Origin of the sequence: Desulfosporosinus sp. (assembly GCF_014237355.1) — a bacterium.
Taxonomy (GTDB): Bacteria; Bacillota; Desulfitobacteriia; order Desulfitobacteriales; family Desulfitobacteriaceae; genus Desulfosporosinus.
In genome coordinates, this window is sequence record NZ_JABZFS010000027.1 from 20,432 (window position 1) to 41,002 (window position 20,571).

The 20,571-nt window shown below is 35.2% G+C and carries 17 protein-coding genes; all 17 read left to right on the forward strand.

The features are described from left to right. Positions 1-180: 180 nt before the first annotated feature. The 17 genes from HGJ98_RS06110 to HGJ98_RS06190 all read left to right on the forward strand — a co-directional run bounded on the left by HGJ98_RS06110 (position 181) and on the right by HGJ98_RS06190 (position 20,554). The gene (locus HGJ98_RS06110; protein ID WP_291350173.1) at positions 181-978 is read left to right on the forward strand and encodes a CpsB/CapC family capsule biosynthesis tyrosine phosphatase; all 798 of its coding nucleotides are present in this window, start codon (positions 181-183) and stop codon (positions 976-978) included. Positions 979-1,312: 334 nt separating this feature from the next. Next, a complete protein-coding gene (locus HGJ98_RS06115; protein WP_291350174.1) occupies positions 1,313-3,175 on the forward strand; it encodes a nucleoside-diphosphate sugar epimerase/dehydratase in 1,863 nt (620 codons plus the stop codon). 60 nt (positions 3,176-3,235) lie between these two features. Then, complete coding sequence (locus HGJ98_RS06120; protein ID WP_291350175.1) at positions 3,236-3,841, forward strand: sugar transferase; 606 nt, start codon at positions 3,236-3,238, stop codon at positions 3,839-3,841. A 29-nt stretch (positions 3,842-3,870) separates the two neighbouring features. Next, positions 3,871-4,386 (forward strand): acetyltransferase, encoded by a 516-nt coding sequence (locus tag HGJ98_RS06125; protein ID WP_291350176.1) that lies wholly within the window; start codon positions 3,871-3,873, stop codon positions 4,384-4,386. A 222-nt stretch (positions 4,387-4,608) separates the two neighbouring features. Beyond that, positions 4,609-5,841, forward strand: coding sequence for a glycosyltransferase family 4 protein (locus tag HGJ98_RS06130; RefSeq protein ID WP_291350177.1), 1,233 nt, complete (start codon positions 4,609-4,611; stop codon positions 5,839-5,841). 383 nt (positions 5,842-6,224) lie between these two features. Next, a complete protein-coding gene (locus HGJ98_RS06135; protein ID WP_291350179.1) occupies positions 6,225-7,376 on the forward strand; it encodes a glycosyltransferase in 1,152 nt (383 codons plus the stop codon). Positions 7,377-7,472: 96 nt separating this feature from the next. Then, positions 7,473-8,735 (forward strand): hypothetical protein, encoded by a 1,263-nt coding sequence (locus tag HGJ98_RS06140; protein WP_291350181.1) that lies wholly within the window; start codon positions 7,473-7,475, stop codon positions 8,733-8,735. 4 nt (positions 8,736-8,739) lie between these two features. Beyond that, entirely contained in the window at positions 8,740-9,870 is a 1,131-nt protein-coding gene (locus tag HGJ98_RS06145; RefSeq protein ID WP_291350182.1) for a glycosyltransferase family 1 protein, read from the forward strand. Between the two features lie 51 nt (positions 9,871-9,921). Continuing rightward, positions 9,922-11,091, forward strand: a complete 1,170-nt coding sequence (locus HGJ98_RS06150) for a glycosyltransferase (protein WP_291350183.1) — start codon at positions 9,922-9,924, stop codon at positions 11,089-11,091. A gap of 495 nt (positions 11,092-11,586) precedes the next feature. Then, the gene (locus HGJ98_RS06155; protein ID WP_291350184.1) at positions 11,587-11,748 is read left to right on the forward strand and encodes a helix-turn-helix transcriptional regulator; all 162 of its coding nucleotides are present in this window, start codon (positions 11,587-11,589) and stop codon (positions 11,746-11,748) included. A gap of 819 nt (positions 11,749-12,567) precedes the next feature. Further along, positions 12,568-13,437 (forward strand): glucose-1-phosphate thymidylyltransferase RfbA, encoded by an 870-nt coding sequence (gene rfbA / locus HGJ98_RS06160; RefSeq protein ID WP_291350185.1) that lies wholly within the window; start codon positions 12,568-12,570, stop codon positions 13,435-13,437. A 23-nt stretch (positions 13,438-13,460) separates the two neighbouring features. Continuing rightward, positions 13,461-14,549: a dTDP-glucose 4,6-dehydratase gene (gene rfbB / locus HGJ98_RS06165; protein ID WP_291350186.1), complete on the forward strand. Its 1,089-nt coding sequence runs from the start codon at positions 13,461-13,463 to the stop codon at positions 14,547-14,549. Continuing rightward, entirely contained in the window at positions 14,497-15,609 is a 1,113-nt protein-coding gene (locus tag HGJ98_RS06170) for a TDP-N-acetylfucosamine:lipid II N-acetylfucosaminyltransferase (RefSeq protein ID WP_291350187.1), read from the forward strand. Before rfbB ends, HGJ98_RS06170 begins: the two co-directional genes overlap by 53 nt. Beyond that, positions 15,606-16,484, forward strand: coding sequence for a formyltransferase family protein (locus tag HGJ98_RS06175; RefSeq protein WP_291350188.1), 879 nt, complete (start codon positions 15,606-15,608; stop codon positions 16,482-16,484). Before HGJ98_RS06170 ends, HGJ98_RS06175 begins: the two co-directional genes overlap by 4 nt. Before the next feature lie 5 nt (positions 16,485-16,489). Further along, positions 16,490-17,626, forward strand: a complete 1,137-nt coding sequence (gene rffA, locus HGJ98_RS06180; protein WP_291350189.1) for a dTDP-4-amino-4,6-dideoxygalactose transaminase — start codon at positions 16,490-16,492, stop codon at positions 17,624-17,626. Positions 17,627-17,630: 4 nt separating this feature from the next. Continuing rightward, positions 17,631-19,046 (forward strand): oligosaccharide flippase family protein, encoded by a 1,416-nt coding sequence (locus HGJ98_RS06185; RefSeq protein WP_291350191.1) that lies wholly within the window; start codon positions 17,631-17,633, stop codon positions 19,044-19,046. 437 nt (positions 19,047-19,483) lie between these two features. Continuing rightward, the gene (locus HGJ98_RS06190; RefSeq protein ID WP_291350192.1) at positions 19,484-20,554 is read left to right on the forward strand and encodes a Gfo/Idh/MocA family oxidoreductase; all 1,071 of its coding nucleotides are present in this window, start codon (positions 19,484-19,486) and stop codon (positions 20,552-20,554) included. Positions 20,555-20,571: the final 17 nt, after the last annotated feature.

The following is a 20,571-nucleotide window of genomic DNA, read 5'->3' on the forward strand; positions in this document are numbered from 1 at the left end:
CCCGGGTGGGAAGGACTGCTCCTGCCATTTTACAGTTATTCTTACTCAAAAAGATGGTTTTAAGGTTTGGATTTGGAGGATTTCAGACAATCGTGACGAATAATATAGATATAGAAAGATTTGTGTAGTATAACAGATTGGATAGCATCTTTAAATCTTAAAGAGTCTAGAGGAGTTTAAATGATCGATATTCATAACCACATCTTGCCAGGGCTGGATGACGGGTCAAAAAGTATGGAAGAGACACTGGCAATAGTCCGTCAGCTTTACAAGGCAGGCTTTAAGACACTGATTGCTACCCCCCACGTTCTAGAAGAAAGAGACTTCTTAAGCCCTAGAGAAATTCTGGAGACGACTGAACAGGTACGCAAGTGTGTTGCTGAAGCAGGAATCCCTGTTGAGATCTTACCAGGTTCTGAGAACTATATCTTTCCAGACTTGGCCAAGTGGGTTCGCGATGAGAAACTGTTGACCCTAGGGAACACTGGCAAATATCTCCTGGTAGAGTTACCTATGCTGGAGATTCCCCAATATACTGAACAGGTCTTTTTCGATCTTCAGGTTCAGGGATTAACTCCGGTTCTTGCTCATCCGGAAAGGAATAAGGGATTGATCGATAAGCCAGAGCATTTATTGAATTGGGCGAAAAAGGGGATTCTCTTTCAGTTGAACTTCAGGAGTTTGAGGGGAAGATATGGACCTGGGTCCCAGGAGCTTGCGGAGATTATGCTTAGGAGTCATCTGGTTCATTTTATTGGGTCTGATGCACATCGGATATCTCAAGGGGATACGACCTATCTTGAAGCGCTCCAAAGGGTTGAGGAGATCGTGGGTGAGGAGCGGGTGAAGGAAGTGGCGATGGAAAACCCTCAAGCGGTTTTGGCTGGGGAAGCTCTGATGGGTGAAAGAGAGTATACTTTTAATGAATTGCATAGAAGAAAGAAAAGGAATGGATTTTGGAGTTTATTTAGAAGATAGAAGGATAATAAGGGGGATAACGTCGAATATATCCCTTATTATAGAGAATATTCCCGAAAATCTAAGGATGATGCAAGAATTTAATAGGCTTAAGTTGAAGGATATTAATTACTTTTAGCGAAATACATAAAAGCGCGTATGTCCTAGGACTGTAGACCTATAAGGATAGGGGCAGGTCAGGATTTTTAATCCGTTAAGCGGATTAAAAATCTTTGTGTTTTTGGGGTATTTTTACAATAATAACAAATATCAACTATATTAAGAATATTCTTTATTTGAAGCGTGGTCTAAAGGACGGGGAGGGAAATATAGTAAATAAAGGAAGGTCCCATTCATGATATTGAACCGAAAATCCGTTTATCTGATGTTCATTGACGCAATACTAGTCAACCTTGCTGCGTTTGGCAGCTTTTACCTACGTTTCGAAGGAAACATTCCTGAGGAATACTTCCTAACCTATTATCATACTGCTTGGGCTGGCACACTCATTTACTTAGTCGTCTTTTCCTTATTTGGCTTATATAATCGGCTTTGGCAATATGCCAGTATCAGTGAACTGCTGTCGATTCTTTATGCAGTTACGGTGGGAACCGGTAGTGTCGTAATCGTCATTTATTTCTTAGCCCCTATGCGCTATCCAAACACGGTATCTGTGCTCTTTTGGTTAACCACCACCTTTTTAATCGGTGGCTCACGTTTCCTTGGGCGAATATTACAAGATGGTGTCTTCAATATTCGAATTCCCGGAATACCGAAGCGAGTCCTGATTATCGGGGCAGGAGATGCCGGAGCCTTAGGAATCCGCGAATTGAAAAACACTAATTATCGAGAAGGTTATCCAGTTGGGATCATTGATGACGCTCCCCAAAAGCAAAAGCTCAAATTGATGGGCATTCCCGTCTTAGGCACCAGAACGGACATCCAGCGAGTGATTAAAGTCCACAAAGTAGAAGAAGTCATTATCGCCATGCCGTCAGCCCCAGGAAGTGTGATCCGGGATATTACAGAGATTTGTGAAAAAAGTGGAGTAGTCATTAAAATCATCCCTGGTATTTATAACTATTTTAGTGGACAAGTGGATACCTTGAAAATCCGTGAGGTACAGATTGAGGATTTATTGGGTAGAGAGCAGGTAAATCTCGATATCCAGGAAGTAGCAGGCTATCTGGCAGGAGAAGTTGTCTTAGTGACGGGAGCAGGTGGTTCCATCGGCTCTGAGCTTTGTCGGCAAATATGTAGGTTTAACCCGGAAAAGCTTATCGTTGTCGGACGTGGTGAGAACAGTATTTTTGATATCGAGCAAGAACTGCGTACTGACTGTCCGAGTGTTAATCTTACCACCGAAATTCTAGATGTGAAAGATCGAGAAAAGGTTGAATTAGTTTTCAGGAAATATAGGCCAGGAGTCGTCTTTCATGCCGCTGCCCATAAGCATGTTCCTCTAATGGAGCGAAACCCTGAGGAAGCTCTGAAAAATAATATCCTAGGGACCTATAACGTTGCAGAGATTTCGGACTTGACCCAGGTGAAAACCTTTGTGCTGATTTCTACGGACAAGGCTATCAATCCCACGAGCATTATGGGGGCTACAAAACGAGTGGCCGAGATGATCATTCAGAGTTTAGACAAGCGATCTCAGACACGGTATGTCGCAGTCCGCTTTGGTAATGTCTTAGGGAGCCGAGGAAGTGTTATTCCGACCTTCAAGAAGCAGATTGCTAAGGGTGGGCCGGTGACTGTGACTCATCCGGAGATGGTGAGGTACTTTATGACGATTCCTGAGGCATCGCAGCTTGTGATTCAGGCGGGTGCGATGGCTCATGGTGGAGAAGTTTTTATTTTGGATATGGGGAAGCCGGTTAGGATTGTTGATTTGGCGAGGGATTTGATAAGGTTGTCTGGGTTTGAGGTCGATGTTGATATTAAGCTTGAGTTTACGGGGATAAGGCCGGGGGAGAAGTTGTATGAGGAGTTACTGACTGCAGAGGAAGGGACGACGAGTACGAGGCATCAGAGGATTTTTGTGGCGAAGGCTTGTGAGGTGGATGTTGCGGGGGTTGAGGGGTTGGTGCAGAGGGTTAGGGAGAAGGGGTCGTGCTTAGAGAGGGACGAGATTGTGGGGGAGTTGGGGAGAGTTGTGCCGGGGTTTCAGCAGGGGACTGCGAAAAGGGACGCGGAGAGCGTGAGTGCTAGGTAAAAGTATCGTTAGTCGTTTAATTGGTATACGGGTGAGTGGGTTTAGTTTGGGGGGGTTAGATTGAAAAGATGTACAGATGTTTTGTTTGGCTTTTTACTACTTATTATCTTAAGTCCTTTATTAATCATAATTGCCTTAGTCATAAAGCTTGATTCTAAAGGGCCGGCATTATTTTGCCAAAAGAGAATCGGAAGAAATAACCGAGAGTTTGTTTTTTATAAATTTCGAAGTATGCGAACTGAGACTCCGGATGTGGCGACGCATTTGTTGAAGGATCCCCAGAGTTTTATTACACCGGTGGGAAAGTTTTTAAGAAAGAGTAGTTTAGATGAGCTGCCGCAATTATTAAATATCATTAAAGGGGATATGACATTTATTGGACCGCGACCGGCCTTGTATAATCAGTATGACTTAATAGAGATGAGAACAAAATGTGGAGTACATACATTGAGACCGGGTGTATCGGGATGGGCCCAGGTCAATGGACGAGACTGTTTGGAACTTAGTGAAAAAGTTGATTATGATTTATATTACTTAGAGCATCATAATGTAGCTCTAGATATTAAGATACTATTTTTTACCGCGTTAAAGGTACTTAAGGCTGATGGGATTCGAGAAGGGGCCCGAAATCCAGAGATGGTTGAGAGAAGAGAAAGTTCTATGTAAGAAGTTAATGGGATAAGGTGGTGGGAAAATTGGCTGAGCTGATTATTATTGGAATGGGCGGACACAGTAAGGTTGTGACGGACATTGCTAGGTTGAATGGATATAAGATTTTGGGATATCTGGATGATGATGAACAGACTGCTCGAGAGTTATATCTTGGTAGGGTTGAGACGTTACCGAGATGGGTTAAGGATGGCGTTAGTTTTGTGATTGCGATTGGGAATAATTTGGTGAGGAAAGCGATAGTTGAGAGGTACGTAGGGTTGAACTTGGATTATGTGAAGTTGGTTCATCCGGCTGCTATTATTGGTAGTGGGGTGGAGATTCTTAGTGGAAGTGTTGTGATGCCGGGGGCTATTATTAATGCTGATGCTAGGATAGGTAAACATGTTATTGTTAATTCGGCTGCTGTGGTGGATCATGATTGTAGGGTTGAGGATTTTGCGCATGTGGCGCAGGGAGCAGTTTTGGCTGGTGGGGTAGTGGTGGAGAGCGGGGCGGTTGTGGAGGTTGGGGTTAGGGTTGGTAGGGGGGGCGATTTCTAGTTAGAATGCTTTTTCCAAGTCTTTTTGAGACTTTAGTTTTAATGTAGTGCGTGCTGACCTCTTTCCATTTCAGTAAGGAATTGAAAAATGTTTGAGGTTTAGGATGTTGAATGTATAGAAGTGACACTGTTCCAGTATAGATAGATCAAATTTATATACGTGGTTTTTTTATATTTATTTTGAATTATAAATCGTTTGGACATTCGAGGAGACAATCGCAAAATGAAAAATATCTGGATATTTAATCAATATAATATGCCTCCTGAATACGGTCATTTAAATCGGCACTATAATTTCGGAAAGTACTTGAAACGAGCAGGATACAATCCAGTTGTTTTTGTAGGCAGCAATCTTCATAATTCCAACGTTCAAATGATACAAGATGATTCTTTGTATAAAATATATGAAGATTGTGACTATCCGTATGTTTTTGTTAAAACATGTGCTTATGACCGTAGCAGAATTAAACGGGTCTATGCCATGTTTGAGTTCTACAGAAATATCTGTAAGGTAACTAAGGAATTTGATAGACCGGATGTGATTTTAGGTTCATCTGCTCATCCTCTGGCACCAATGGCAGCCATCAAGTTGGCAAAGAAATATCATTGCAAATCGGTGGTTGAAGTAAGAGATTTGTGGCCTGAAAGCTTTGTAGCATACAAAATAATAAAGAAAAGCAACCCACTGCTTAAACTCCTATATGCAGGCGAAAAGTGGATATACAAAAAAGCAGATAGTTTAGTTTTTACCATGAAAGGAGCAAAAGATTATATAGTTAATCGTGGTTGGGATATGGAATCGGGTGGTCCTATTGATTTAAATAAAATTTGTTACATTAATAATGGCGTTGACCTGGAAGTTTTTGATTATAACAAGGAACACATCATTATTGATGATAAGGATTTACTCGATAAAGAATCCTTTAAGGTGGTTTATACTGGCTCTATACGTTTGGTTAATAAAATGGGAATTTTGCTTGATGTAGCAAAAATACTTAAGAAGAGTGGCGTTAAGTTTCTTGTTTGGGGTGACGGTGATCAACTAGAAACACTTAAGGCGCGAATTGCAGATGAGAATATAGACAATGTTTGCTTTAAGGGCCGAGTGGACAAAAAATACGTTCCTTATATTACAACACAGTGTCAACTGAATATAATATTCGGTGAAAATATGCCACTCTTTCAATATGGAGGTTCCATGAACAAAATGTTTGATTATTTTGCGTCAGGCAAGCCTACACTTTTGACTTTTAAAGTCGGTTATTCATTAATTGATAAGTATAAAGCTGGAGCAGAACTGAGTGGCAGCAGCACCGAGAAAATTGCTGAAACTATTCTGTATTTTAAAAATTTGAATGATATGGCATATCATGAGTATTGCATGAATGCTCGCAGAGCGGCTGAAGATTATAGTTTTAAAAACCTGACTGCTTCTCTAATAGATGTTTTAAAATAGGATGACACTATAAACTAGTTGATTATAATATGAGGTTCACAATATGAATGAAGAATAACATAATAAGTTAAGATAAATTTTAGTGAAAAATACAGTAGTATTGCTTCTACTCAAAAGTCAAATTGTACACTTAAGAGAAATCCAACGGAAAACAGCTTAACTTTAGTATCTCTGATTATTCCTATGAAAACAACAAAAAAACCTAATAATTAGAGTTAAGGTAGTTCTTGCCTATCTCTAGTCATGAGGAGATAAAAAGCAAGGCAGATAGATTAAAGCAATGAAAAATTATGCTCTTTGTTTGACATGATTAAAATTTGTTAAATGCAACTCTACTGGTTATTGTGCCATAAAAGCAATGTAATAAGGAGCAATACTTCAAAATGAATAATACAAAAAGAGTAGTATTACTAACTGCAATGGACCCTTATAGGGATATCAGAGCAGTTAAAATTGCCAATTCGTTGTATGATGAAGGATACGATGTCTCATTGGTGGCTGGATTTGCGGATAAAGAGTTCGTGAGAGAAACTAATTTTTCTATATTTGATTACAACATACCTTATAATACAAGAGCAAGTATTATTAAGAAGATAATTTGGAAATTTAGGTTTTTCCTTTCTTCTATTAATAAAGTCAGAAGAATAGATCCCCATATTGTTCATGCATGTAATATAGATATGCTCTTATTAGCGTATTTATATGGCTTCAAGAATAAAAAAATAATATACGATTCATATGAAATTTGTGCTCACAAGTCAGGAGTTGCTAGTGAATCAAAAACTTTGAGTAAGCTAATTGAGAATACAGAGAAATTTTTAATTAAGAAAATTGATTATATGATTTGTGTTAGTAACTCTGCGCGTAAATATTTTATTGATAAGTATGGTGTAAAAAATATACAGACTATTACAAATGTGCCAAAGGTGAAAAACCATAAAATATTTGGACCAACTAATATACCTAGATGTGTTTTATATCTAGGGAATTTTTCGGTAAATAGAGGTATAGAGGAATTAATTTTAGCAGGAAGATATATTGATCCATTAGTAGCAAAAATACATTTACAGGGTTATGGTGCATACAAAGAAGAGTATCTTAACATTATTCAGGATAATAATCTAGGAAGAATAGTACATTTAATACCACCAATAATGCCTGATGCGGTAATCGATGAAATATCAGAAAAGGCGGATATTGGTGTTGTTCTGACTAAACCTACTTCGATTAATCATCAACTGACTGTTTCGAACAAAATATTTGACTACATTAATGCGGGGTTGCCCGTAATTATGTCAAATGTCGAAGAACATAAGTATATTAATGAAAAATATAATATAGGTATTATTTTAGATGATATAACACCTAAAAATATTTCAGATGCGATTATGAAACTATCATCTAAAAATGATCTATATAGCTTTTTTTCCAAAAACTGTTTGGATGCTGCTAAGTCATTAAATTGGAATCGAGAAGAGTTAAAGCTTTTAAACATATATAACTCAATAAGTGGAGAAAGGAATAAAGTTGATTAAGAATAATCCATTTCAAGAGAGTTTTTATAGAGTGTTTAATTTATAGAATTTAAGTAGCGAGGATATTTATTTATGATTTGTCATCATGAGAATAAAGTGAAGTGTGAAAACTGGACTATAAAGTTTTTTACTTTTGCAATAATCCTTTCTCCCTTTTTAAAGCAATATACGTCTTTGCTTCCGGGGGTGACTTTAGGAGATGTAACTTTAGGGATTTCTTGCCTTTTTTTACTTTTATCTTTAAGATTCAACAATATTACAAAAAAGATTATTCCATTATTATTATTATGGTTATTTGGAACATTTGTAACATTATGTTCCGTATTTATACAACAAGAATTAACATTTGAAATTGCTACACGATTTATAAGATACTCATTTTATGTTTTTCTGGTACTAATTGCTTCTAATAATTTTAATTTGAAATACGCGCTGAAGATTTATAGGGTTTTATGTATATTAACTTCTACTTACATAATTGTGCAAGTAATAATATACAATTCTGCAGGAATGATTTTGCCATATAAACTTTTACCTATCCCATGGGCCAGTGGAAACACTTTTGGTTCAGATTATGTAATATCAATTGCTCAAAAATACTATTATCGTCCTTCAGGTATTTTTATAGAACCAGGTTATGCAGCACAATTTTTATTACCAGGATTATCATTTTCATTATTTGGATGGATGAAATTACAAAAAGTAGATATTAAGGGCACATTAATAATATTCACTGCTTTAACACTATCTACTTCATCACAAGGAATATTTATTGGCGTATCTATTTTAGGATTGTATGTTTTATCTTTTATTAGAACAAATGAAAATTATTATAATCTTTTAAAGAAACTAGTGATAATGTCTGTATCAGTAGTGGTTCTCATTTTCTTTCTGAAGCTAGATGTTGTTCAATCATCAATAAATAAAGTTACAGGGGAAATCAGAGGAGGAAGTTCTGTATCATTAAGAATATTTAGAGGTATTGCAGTTTATAAAGAGTTACCAATTCTTTTTAAGATAGTAGGTGTTGGTCACGGGAATTTGGGCAACTATGTAATGAGAAATGGAATATCTACTCAATATGATCCAGCTATTATCACACCCGCAACTGCTGATTACGCAAATGGTGTGTCAACAGTTTTATTATACTATGGTATATTCGGATTCTTTTTGCTGGTTAATCTTTATTGGAGTTTTTTACGGAATACAAACAATGCGTTTAGGTTAATTGCAATTACACAGATTATTTTAACACTTGTTGAAGGTGCATTCTTTGATGTATCTATTGTTTTCTATTTTTCGTTTGTATATGCCGGATATTACACAATAAAACAGGTCAAAGTTAAAGGGGAATTGTAGAAGGATGAGTAATTCCGATGAACCGATATGGGTTTTGCATACTTGTAATGAACTTTCAATTGGTGGTGATCAATCTTTTCTAATGAACTATTATCGTAATATTGATAGATCAAAAGTTCAGTTTGCTTTTGCGATTCAAAGAGAAGTTGACTATGACCATGATGCTGAGATTATAAAAATGGGCGGTAGAATCCACAAAATGCATAGTATGAATGAGAGTTTGGTTTCCTATGCGAAAGATTTAAAATCAATTTTGAAACAACATCCGGAGTATAAGATTGTTCATGCTCATATGAATCACAGAAATGTTATAGCACTTGCAATATGTAAATTTGTTGGAGTTCCTATTAGAATATCTCACTCTCATAATCTTGGATCTAAGTTGAGTTTACTCACAAGAGCAAGAGTTGAACTATTAAAATACAAGCTTCAAAATGTAGCAACAGACTTTTTGGCTTGCTCAAAAGGGGCGGCTGAATATCTGTATGGTAGGACTATGAATTATTGTATTATAAATAATGCAATTGATTCTAAGAAATTTCTTTTTTCACCCGAAACGAGAGAGAGAATGCGATATGATCTTGGAAATGGATCTGAGTTTTTGATAGGCCATATTGGCAACTTTTCAGCACAAAAAAACCATAAGTTTCTAATCGATATTTTCTCTAAGCTAAATAATAATAGCAAATTAATTCTAGTCGGAAATGGACCTTTAATGGAAGAAGTTAAAAAGTATGCTATGATGATCAAAGTTTTGGATAGAGTTGTGTTCTTGGGAGTTAGAAATGATATATCAGATCTTATGCAAGCATTTGATGCATTTGTTTTTCCATCGTTGTTTGAGGGGTTAGGGATTGTAGCAATTGAAGCACAAGCCGCTGGATTGCCTACATATTGCTCTGATGGTGTGCCAAAAGATGTAGATATAACTAATTTAGCAGTACATATCCCTTTGTCCGCTTCAGCAGAGGAATGGGCAGCGATAATCGAGATGGCAGAATATGCTCAAAGGCGCGATATGTATAGAGATATATGTATGGCTGGTTACGACATACACGAAAATGCTAAAATTTTAGAGGACTTTTACATAGATAATCTGAAAAAGATTAAGAACAATACGGATAGATTATATTAATTCTTATATGTGTAGTTAAAGCGTAATAATAGGTAAAGGAACGTGGTCTAGTTGAATATTCTAATCATATCACCTTTTTTTGCACCATATTCTGGAGTTGGAGCTATCCGTATGACTAGTTTGTCGAAGCATTTTATTAAAGAAGGTGAAAATGTTACTGTTATAAAAAATGCAAATTCTCTATATCCCGATAATTCTTGTAAAAGTATAGTTCCAGATAATTTAACTATATATGAGGTTAATTGTAGTAATAATGAATTAGCATTAAAAGAGGCTTACATTACAACTTTGAATGATATTTTAGTAAAGAGCGTATTTGATATTATTATAGTATCAGGTGGTCCGTTCTATACATTACCCGCAGTTATAAATATACATAGAACTCACAATGTTGATTATGTTATAGATTTTCGTGATTTATGGTTATTTAATAATACCAAAGAAACAACTTCATTAAGAATACTTCTAGGAAAAATGAGGATTTTTCTAATCAACTTAAAACATTTCGGTACAGAATATTTAGCCATAAAAAACGCCTTAGCCATCATTACAGTTAGTTCTGGGGATAAACAAATTATGCAAAAACAATATAAGAAATATAAAGATAAGATTCATGTTGTATATAATGGTTATGATGATATACAATTGAAAGATTTGCCAGAGTCAGTACCCACTTATAAATCTTTTGTTATAGGTCATTTTGGAAAATTATCTAATTATAGTAAAAGATATGGAATAGAATTATTTCGAGCAATAATGAATCTAAGAAATAAAGGTATTGACATTAAATTGCTACATATCAGCCAATACGAAGATAGAGATTCAAAGATAATGAAAGATTTGGATTTTGATAGTGCCGGATATATAAATACTGGATTGAAATCTTATGTAGATGGAATCTCGATGCTTAAAAATGTTGATATGCTCTCTTTGATACATGTCCATCCGACTGGGTTTGGAACTAAAATCTTTGATTATTTATATTTAAATAAACCGATTATTGCCGTTTCTCCACCAAATATTTTCTTGTCTAAATTCATAAGTCAATATCAAAATGCATTCGTATGCCAATCAAGTGAACAAATTATTGAAGCAATTGAAACTGTAATCAGAGACAAAAAGAAGATACTTGATAGATCTAATAATTATCTAGAATACTCAAGAACTAAGCAAAACGAAGTTTTCTATCAACTATTAAAAGACATAGTAATCTCGAAGTAAAATTATTCAAGAGTAGTCTCCTAGAGCCATATTCCAAATAGGTTGCGTATCAAGGTTCGCTCGATATGCAATATCGAAATAAAAAGTTAAAGATGCATACATTACAATGAAATTTAACGACAATAGTGTTGACCTAGTGAATTGGACCAGGATGATTGTTCCATCAGTATTGTCCACAGGTAATATGCTGTAAAAAATTAGCTCGGGTCTGACAGTCTGTAGGCACGAGAAGTGCCTCAAAACCTTGTAACCCAAGGGTTAGAAGCACTTGTGAAAAAATTGCGGTGTCTACATTTTTAACCCCCAAAAAGGGAAATATCCAATATTTTTGAATAATCCGGAGCGAAATGAGCCACCATTCCGGACCGTGAGAGTCACTGCTCCATATTTTCAGGCCACACTTCCGGATAAAGAACCACTTAATGGAATTTACTATTAGGATGTAGCTATGCACTCAGGAAATGAGTGTAAATAACAAACATAGGAGGTCATTAAATGACCAAGCAACGAGAGATTCTTCGGCTAATCAGCCAAGGAATCAGTCAACGCAGCATCGCAGTGATCTTCGAATGTTCACGAAACACTGTCGCCAGTGTCGTAAAAAATTCTGATGAGTTCAATGTTGTCTGGCCGTTGAACCCAAATGACGAATGGTGAGTTGCACAAGCTTTATTTTCCGGATCTTCCTTACCTTTATCCCGAAAGCGCTCGGATCATGAGTACATTCATAAAGAAATGGCGATAAGCGGAGTAACTCGAGGTCTACTTTGGAATGAATACTGTGAATCCCTACTCACTTAGTGATGAAATTCCGCTCATGTATTCTCAGTTTGATATCATTGCCAACAATATGTAACGAAAATCAAAGCAACCATGCATATCGGACTAAAGCCTGGTGAGAAAATGGAGGTCGACTGAGCAGCCCAAACGGCTTATTATTATCGATACGGATTACTTGGGTTCGACAGTCAAAAGCTGTTTTAGGCACATGATAAAACTCTCGATCCATAAGCCATGCGGGTTACACGACTTATCTACAAGTAAATAACTTGATAAATTGTATGTGAGCATATGGTAGTTTGATCAACTGACGAATAAGAGTATCTCACAGTAAGCGCTGTTATGTGTTGCATTGCCTTAAGCAGGGTTATATTAAATAAATTGGGAATATCATCTATCAGAACCGATAGGATGACTCAGGAAAACTTCTTATCACGGCCTTAGAAGCTAGTCGATATGGTTAAATTAACTCATGCAAAGATACCTTAGAATCTGAATGATGATTTTTTTACGGGTGGAGTAATCTTGATAAAATTGGATGAACTACATTCGAGTTCGTATTTGATAATAAGGAGGTCGAACTCACGAAGAACATTAGTGCAACAGTAGTATAGTACTAATAAATCCTTAAATAATTAGTAGAATGTGTGTGTGACAGTAATTTGTACATAATTAATCGAAGTGAGAGGGGATAACATGAAAGGAATAATTTTAGCAGGTGGAGCTGGAACAAGGCTTTATCCAATTACTAAGATCATATCTAAACATATATTGCCGGTATATGATAAGCCAATGATTTATTATCCCTTATCTGTTTTAATGTTGGCAGGTATTAAAGAAATCCTTATTATTTCCACGGAAAGAGACTTACCATTTTATCAAGAATTATTTGGAGATGGAAAACAATTGGGTTTAAATTTTAAATACAAGGTTCAAAAGGAACCAAGAGGATTAGCGGATGCTTTTATTATTGGAGAAGATTTTATAATCGAAGAAAACATATGTTTAGTGTTAGGAGACAATATTTTCTATGGGACAGGACTAATTGATGCACTTAAAAAGGCAAAAGATCAAAAAAAAGGTGCCACGATATTTGGATATTATGTTAATAACCCTAATGAATTTGGTGTTGTAGAGTTTGGTGAAGATAGGAAGGTTTTATCTATTGAGGAAAAACCAGAAAATCCAAAATCAAATTATGCAGTTCCAGGATTATACTTTTATGATAAATCTGTTATTGAAATAGCAAAAAATCTTAAGCCCTCAAACAGAGGTGAACTAGAAATAACGTCAGTAAACAATGAATACTTAAACAGAGGAACTCTGAATGTTGAATTATTTGGTAGAGGTACAGCCTGGCTAGATACTGGAACGCATAAGGGTTTATTAGATGCAGCTAATTTTGTTGAGGCAATACAAAATCGGCAAGGTCTTTATGTAGCGTGTATTGAAGAAATTGCATATAGAATGGGATTTATTGATAAAGTTCAATTGTTAAAGTCAGCTGAACCGTTATTAAAAACAGAATATGGAAAATATCTAACGAGAGTTTCTGATATGGTTTAATTTTAATTAAAGAGGGTTAAATAATGAAAACTTACTTAGTAACAGGTGGGGCAGGTTTTATTGGAGCCAATTTTGTAAAATATATGCTTTCAAAAAATGGTAGTGGTGTTAGTCTTGTAGTACTAGATAAATTAACTTATGCAGGAAACCTGAAGACCCTTGAAACAGAATTGACAGATATTAAGTTCATAAGAGGTGACATATGTGATGCTAAATTGGTATCAGAAGTGTTTACGAACTATGGTATAGATTTTGTTGTGAATTTCGCCGCAGAATCTCATGTAGATAGATCAATTGAAAATCCTCAGCTTTTTTTGCAGACTAATATTTTAGGAACACAAAATCTTTTAGATTGTGCTATGAAATCATGGATGATAGATCAAATGTATAAAAAAGATGTAAGATTTTTACAAGTTTCAACGGATGAAGTATACGGGAGTTTAGGAGACGTGGGCTACTTCTCAGAAAAAACACCATTAAATCCACGATCACCCTATGCAGCTTCAAAATCAAGTGCAGATTTATTTGTACAAGCCTATGTAGAAACTTATCAATTTCCTGCATTAATTACAAGATGTTCAAATAATTATGGCCCATATCATTTTCCAGAAAAACTAATACCACTTATTATTAAAAATATTCTAGAAGGTAAGCAGCTTCCTGTTTATGGTGATGGAACTAATGTAAGAGATTGGCTTTATGTTGAAGATCATTGTAAGGCTATAGATGTTGTTTTGCATAATGGGAGAGTGGGAGAAGTATACAACGTAGGAGGTCATAACGAAAGGAAAAATGTAGAAATTGTGAAAATAACTATAGACCATATAAAAAATCTTATGGAAAACAATCCAGAATATCACAGAGTATTAAAAACAGAGTTGTCAAACATTAACTATGATCTTATAAAGTTTGTTAAAGATCGAAAAGGTCATGATAAAAGATATGCCGTTGATCCAACGAAAATAACGACTGAATTAAGCTGGTATCCTGAAACAAAGTTTGAAGATGGAATAGTCAAAACGATTAAGTGGTATTTAGAGAACCAAAAATGGGTAGAAGATGTGGTTTCAAGAGATTATCAAGATTATTACAATAAAATGTATTTGTGGTGATAGTATGAAGAATGTGCATATATTCCCTAGCACGACATTTTTAGAACCATATATAGAGTTTATAAGTAAAAATTTTGATTCAAAGGAGCATTTATTTTTAATACCAGGAAAAGGTATAGAGGTAAAAATTACTCCTAGGGACAATGTAGTACAATTAACAAGAAATACGAAAAGTTTTTGGCGTTTAATTTATGAGATGAATAAATCTGAAAAGGTATTCTTACATAATTTGTTTAATGTAAAAATAGTTTTTCTGTTGTTTTTTCAACCATGGTTATTAAGAAAATGTAATTGGGTAGTGTGGGGTGGGGATCTTTATTATTATAAAAGTAGGAAGAAAACACTAAAATCTGCTTTTTATGAGAAATTTAGGGGATACGTCATAAAAAATATTGGTGGATTGATAACGCATATTAAAGGTGATTATGAATTAGCTAAGTTTTGGTACGGTGCTAAGGGTAAATATTATTATTGTTTTATGTATCCCAGCAATTTATACAAAGAATACAATTTGGACTGTATTAAAAATGAAAGTAAGAAGATTATTATACTGATCGGAAATTCAGCAAATCCAAGTAATAATCACTTAGAAATATTTGAAAAAATTAAAAAATATAAAGAATATAATTTAGAGATAATATGCCCCCTTTCTTATGATAACACCCAATATAGAGATCAAGTAATTTCAAGAGGCAAAGAGATATTTGGAGAGAAATTTAGACCTTTAATTGTTTTTATTCCCTTCAATGAATATTTAGACTTATTAGCTCAAGTAGATGTTGCAATATTTAACCATAAAAGACAACAAGCAATGGGGAATATAACTACACTTTTGGGACTTGGAAAAAAAGTGTATGTTAGAGATGACATAACTACATGGGAGTTTTTTATTGAGCATGGGTTGAAAGTATTTAATTCTAATAGTGATTTTGATGATTTGTTTGAAGATATAGGTAAACGTTTAAGAGAGGCGAATATGGAAAATGTAAAAAATAAGTTTTCAGTAGAAAAGCTACGAGACGATTGGGAGCAAATTTTCAATAGCGGAGCGATATTATGAATAGATTTGTATTTTACTTGATGAATGAAAAGGGTTTGTATGTCTTGATCGAATTTCTAAATAAATTCAATTGTAGTCTTATAGAATACGTAGTTCTATCTACAGATAAAAATGTAGAGAAAGATTTTTATAATGAATTAAGTGATGTATGTACGAGTAATAATATTAAAATGTATAATCAAAACGATATTTATCCAATCTTTGAAGGGTATAAGTTTGCAGTTGGTTGGAGATGGATCATTAAAGATAAAAATAATTTAATTGTATTGCATGACTCTATTTTACCCAAATATAGAGGCTTTACACCACTTGTTAATATGCTTATAAATGGAGAAGAAGATCTTGGAGTTACTGCATTGTTCGCATCGGAAGATTATGACAAAGGAAACATAATTAAGCAAGAAACGATAACTATAGAGTATCCAATTAAGGTAGCAACTGCTATTGAGAAAATCGCTCATCTATACTCGAAATTGGTAAATGAAATAGTAGATTTAATAGTTGGCAATATAACAATTACTGGAACTCCTCAAAATAATTCAGAGGCAACATATAGTGTTTGGAGAGATGAAAAGGACTATTTTATTGATTGGAGCAAGAGTTCTGCATTTATAAGGAGAACAGTAGATTCACTAGGATTCCCTTATACAGGAACAAGAACATTGCTTAATGGTGAGATAGTGATTATCGATGAGGTAGAAGAATATTCGGATCTTTTTATAGAAAATAGAGATGTTGGAAAAGTAATTTTGTTAGAAGAAAGCTACCCGGTAATTATTTGCGGAGAAGGATTATTGAAAGTTAAAAAAGCAAGAGATTTATATGGGAAATCTGTAATACCTTTAAAAAAATTCAGGAGTAGATTTGGGGGATAGATGATATGATATTATTTAATGTACCAACTTCTGTTGGAAAGGAACAAAATTATATAAAAGTAGCAATTGAAAACAATCAAAAACTATCTGGGGATGGGTCATTTACAAAACACTGTAACACATGGTTCGAAGAGAAATTCAATACGCCAAAGGCTTTGTTAACAACATCTTGTACCCATGCACTAGAAATGGCAGCTATCTTAGCAGATATTAAACCGGGGGATGAAGTCATTGCACCATCATTTACATTTGTCTCTACTGTTAACGCATTTGTACTTAGAGGAGCTAAGATAGTCTTTGTTGATATCAGGCCAGATACATTAAATATTGATGAAAATCTAATCCAAGATGCTATCACTGAGGAAACAAAAGCAATTGTTCCTGTACATTACGCTGGTGTATCCTGCGAAATGGCTAAGATCATGGACATTGCAAAAAGGCACAATCTTTATGTAATAGAAGATGCGGCACAAGGAGTCATGTCAACATATAAAGGAAAAGCTCTAGGAACGATAGGTGATTTTGGCTGTTACAGCTTTCATGAAACAAAAAACTATACAATGGGTGAGGGTGGAGCTATATTAATTCAAAACAAAGACTTCATTGAGAGAGCCGAAATCATTAGAGAAAAAGGTACAAATAGGAGTAAATTCTTCAGAGGGCAAGAAGACAAATATTCATGGGTCGATATTGGAAGTTCCTATCTTCCAAGTGAATTGAACGCGGCTTACCTATTTGCACAGCTTGAAGAGGCGGAAAAGATCAATGAAAATCGTTTGAATTCATGGAATATGTATTTCAGTGGATTGAAAGGACTAGAAGAAAAGGGCTTGATTGATCTACCTTATATTCCAGACGATTGTAAACATAACGCACATATGTTTTATATCAAGTGTAGGTCTTTGAAAGAAAGAACAGAATTGATTCAGTATTTGCTAGAATCTAACATTTTGTCTGTATTTCACTATATTCCGCTTCACTCGTCAGAGGCCGGACTGAAGTATTCTAGATTTCACGGCATAGACCAATACACTACAATGGAAAGCGAAAGGATTTTAAGGTTGCCGTTGTATTATAATATAGAGCAATATAAAGTAGAGCTAGTACTGAAGATAGTTGGGGAATATTTTAGGAGATTATGAGTTAATGAAAGATAACCTGATTAAGAAGTTCTTATCATTTTCCTATGGTAGTGGGGTTGGTTTAATCATAGGCATTTTCACGACTATGTTTATAACGAGGATTCTCTCTCCAGAGGATTTTGGGAAATTCTCAATGTTTACACTCGCCACAAGTATTTGTATGATATTTGTCATATTTGGCACTGATCAAGCGTTTGTTAGATTCTACTATGAAGAATGTAAAGAGAATAGAGGCGGATTATTATATAATTGTTTTAAAACGCCAATAGGAGTAGCTTTAGTTACAAGTCTTGTTATTCTATTTCTCTACAAACCAATATCAATATTTCTTTTTGAAGAAGAAGAATTTGAATTTATGCTAATGTTGGTAATCTTGATTGTAATTCAAGCAATATACAGATATGCTGTGCTTGTAATTAGGATGCAACAAAAGGGGCACTTGTTTTCCCTACTAGAGATATTAAATAGGGCTTTTCAATTTTTCTTTATTATATTATTACATTTTTTCTTAGGAGCAAGTTATGAAATTGTTATTTATAGTACGGTTATAACCTATATCATACTGACAATAGTAGCTATTATCTATGAAAGAGAATTTTGGGATTATAAGAATTTCTCATCAAAAAAACTAAAGCATAGCAAATTGGAAATTTTAAAATACAGTTATCCGCTTGTGCTAACAACACTTATTACCTGGCTATTTCAATCCATTGATAAAGTTTCCTTGCGACATTGGACCGACTTTCAAGAATTAGGTTTGTATGCAGCAGCATTTAAGATTGTTGCACTCTTAAACGTGGTTCAAGTAGGTTTTTCTATGTTTTGGACTCCAGTTTGTTATGAAAGATTTGAAAAAGATCCACACAACACATCTTTCTATGAACGTATGTTTAAGATAGTTGCTATCGGTATGTTCCTAATTACTATTATCACGATATCGTTTAAAGATATCATTATTTTACTTCTTGGTGAGGCATATAGAGAAGCTGCATACATCATGCCATTTTTGGTATTTATGCCTTTGATGTACACTTTATCAGAAACAACTGTAATCGGAATAAACTTTTACAAGAAACCTAAATGGCATATTTTAATTGCTATTGTTTCATGCCTAACTAATATTACTGGTAACTTTTATTTAGTTCCAAAATATGGGGCTATTGGTGCAGCAATATCAACCGCATTTTCGTATGTTGTTTTCTTTAGTATTCGTACTTCAATTTCGCTAAAATATTACAAAGTAAATTATGGATTAAAAAAAGCATATTTCATGTTTATCATTATTGCTTTATTTGCAATGTACTCTAGTTATAATGGGATATTCATAAGAAATATAAAAGCAGGAATAATTCCTATGTTAATTTTGATAGTGTTGTATTACAGGGAATTAACATCCTTATATAGAAATTACTCGGCGTAACGGTTCAATCCATTGTGTGTTAGAATGGACATCATGGAGATCCGTGTTGACACCAACTTACCGATCATCATGACTGGCGGCAATATGGGGTATGAAATGGAGCAACGCACTAAATAAAAGGGCTCTTTAGTGAAATAGACAGGTGCCTGTAAAGATCTAGAAAGAGTCACCAAAATCGATTTTCGTGTGAACTTATTGTATAGCTTGTGAAAGCTGGGGTTCGATGTTATAGAACGAGAAGTATAGTTAAAGCATTTGCATAAAAATCGCTCTCTCATAGAGGCTGATCGATAGAAAGGGCAACAGTGCCGCCTACAGTGAGAATGTCTAGGTCTAAAATATAGTGGGTGGGAACTCCACCGGGTATCGTAGACCAACTGCCCGTCGTTTAGCCTTGGAGGAGGTGAGGTAGACTTTTTACTGAAAGGGGAAATAAAATGAAATATGTATTAATTGGCTGCGGTCGCATTTCACCGAACCATATTGCAGCGGCAATGGATAATAATTTACAGATAGTTGCACTTTGCGATGTAGTACCTGAAAACATAGAGGATAAGGTTCGGAAATTCAATTTGTCATCCGAAATACGCAGATACACAGACTATAAAGAAATGTTAGAAAAGGAAAGGCCAGAATTAGCAGGCATTGCAACAGAAAGCGGAAAACATGCTCAAATTGCTCTAGATTGCATTAAAACTGGATGTAATATCATTATCGAAAAGCCGATGGCCATGTCTTTGGAAGAAGCTGATGCAATCATCAAAGCAGCGGATGAGACAGGTGTTAAAGTATGTGCGTGTCATCAGAATCGGTTTAATAAATCCATCCAGAAAATACGTGAGGCGATGGAAGAAGGCAGATTCGGACGCTTATTCCATGGAACAGCTCATATTAGATGGAATAGAAGTGAAGGCTATTACAAGCAAGCTCCCTGGCGTGGCACTTGGGAACAAGACGGTGGGGCATTAATGAATCAGTGTATTCATAACATTGACCTTCTTCGCTGGATGATGGGTGATGACATTTCAGAAGTTATGGCTTATACCGATAGATTGAACCATGATTATATTCAAGCTGAAGACTTAGGAATGGCACTTATTAAATTTAAAAACGGCAGCTACGGTATCGTAGAAGGTACAACTAATATTTATCCACAGAATTTAGAGGAAACGTTGTACATATTCGGTGGATCAGGAACGATTAAAGCAGGTGGTAAGTCCGTCAATATTATCGAAGAGTGGCACTTTGCTGATGGTAAGGACGATGCTGAAGAAGTAAAGGCAAAGTATAATGAAAATCCGTCTAATGTTTATGGCTTTGGACACACTCCTCTCTATGCAGATGTGATTGATGCTATAAACAATAATCGTCAACCGTATATTGATGCTCGTGCTGGAAGGAGTGCATTAGAGCTTGTTCTGGCAATTTATAAATCTTCGGCAGAAGGTAAGCCGGTAGAACTTCCATTAGAGCACTGTGCTTCTACAGATTTTACAGGCAGATTTTAACCAGTTATGTAGAGAAA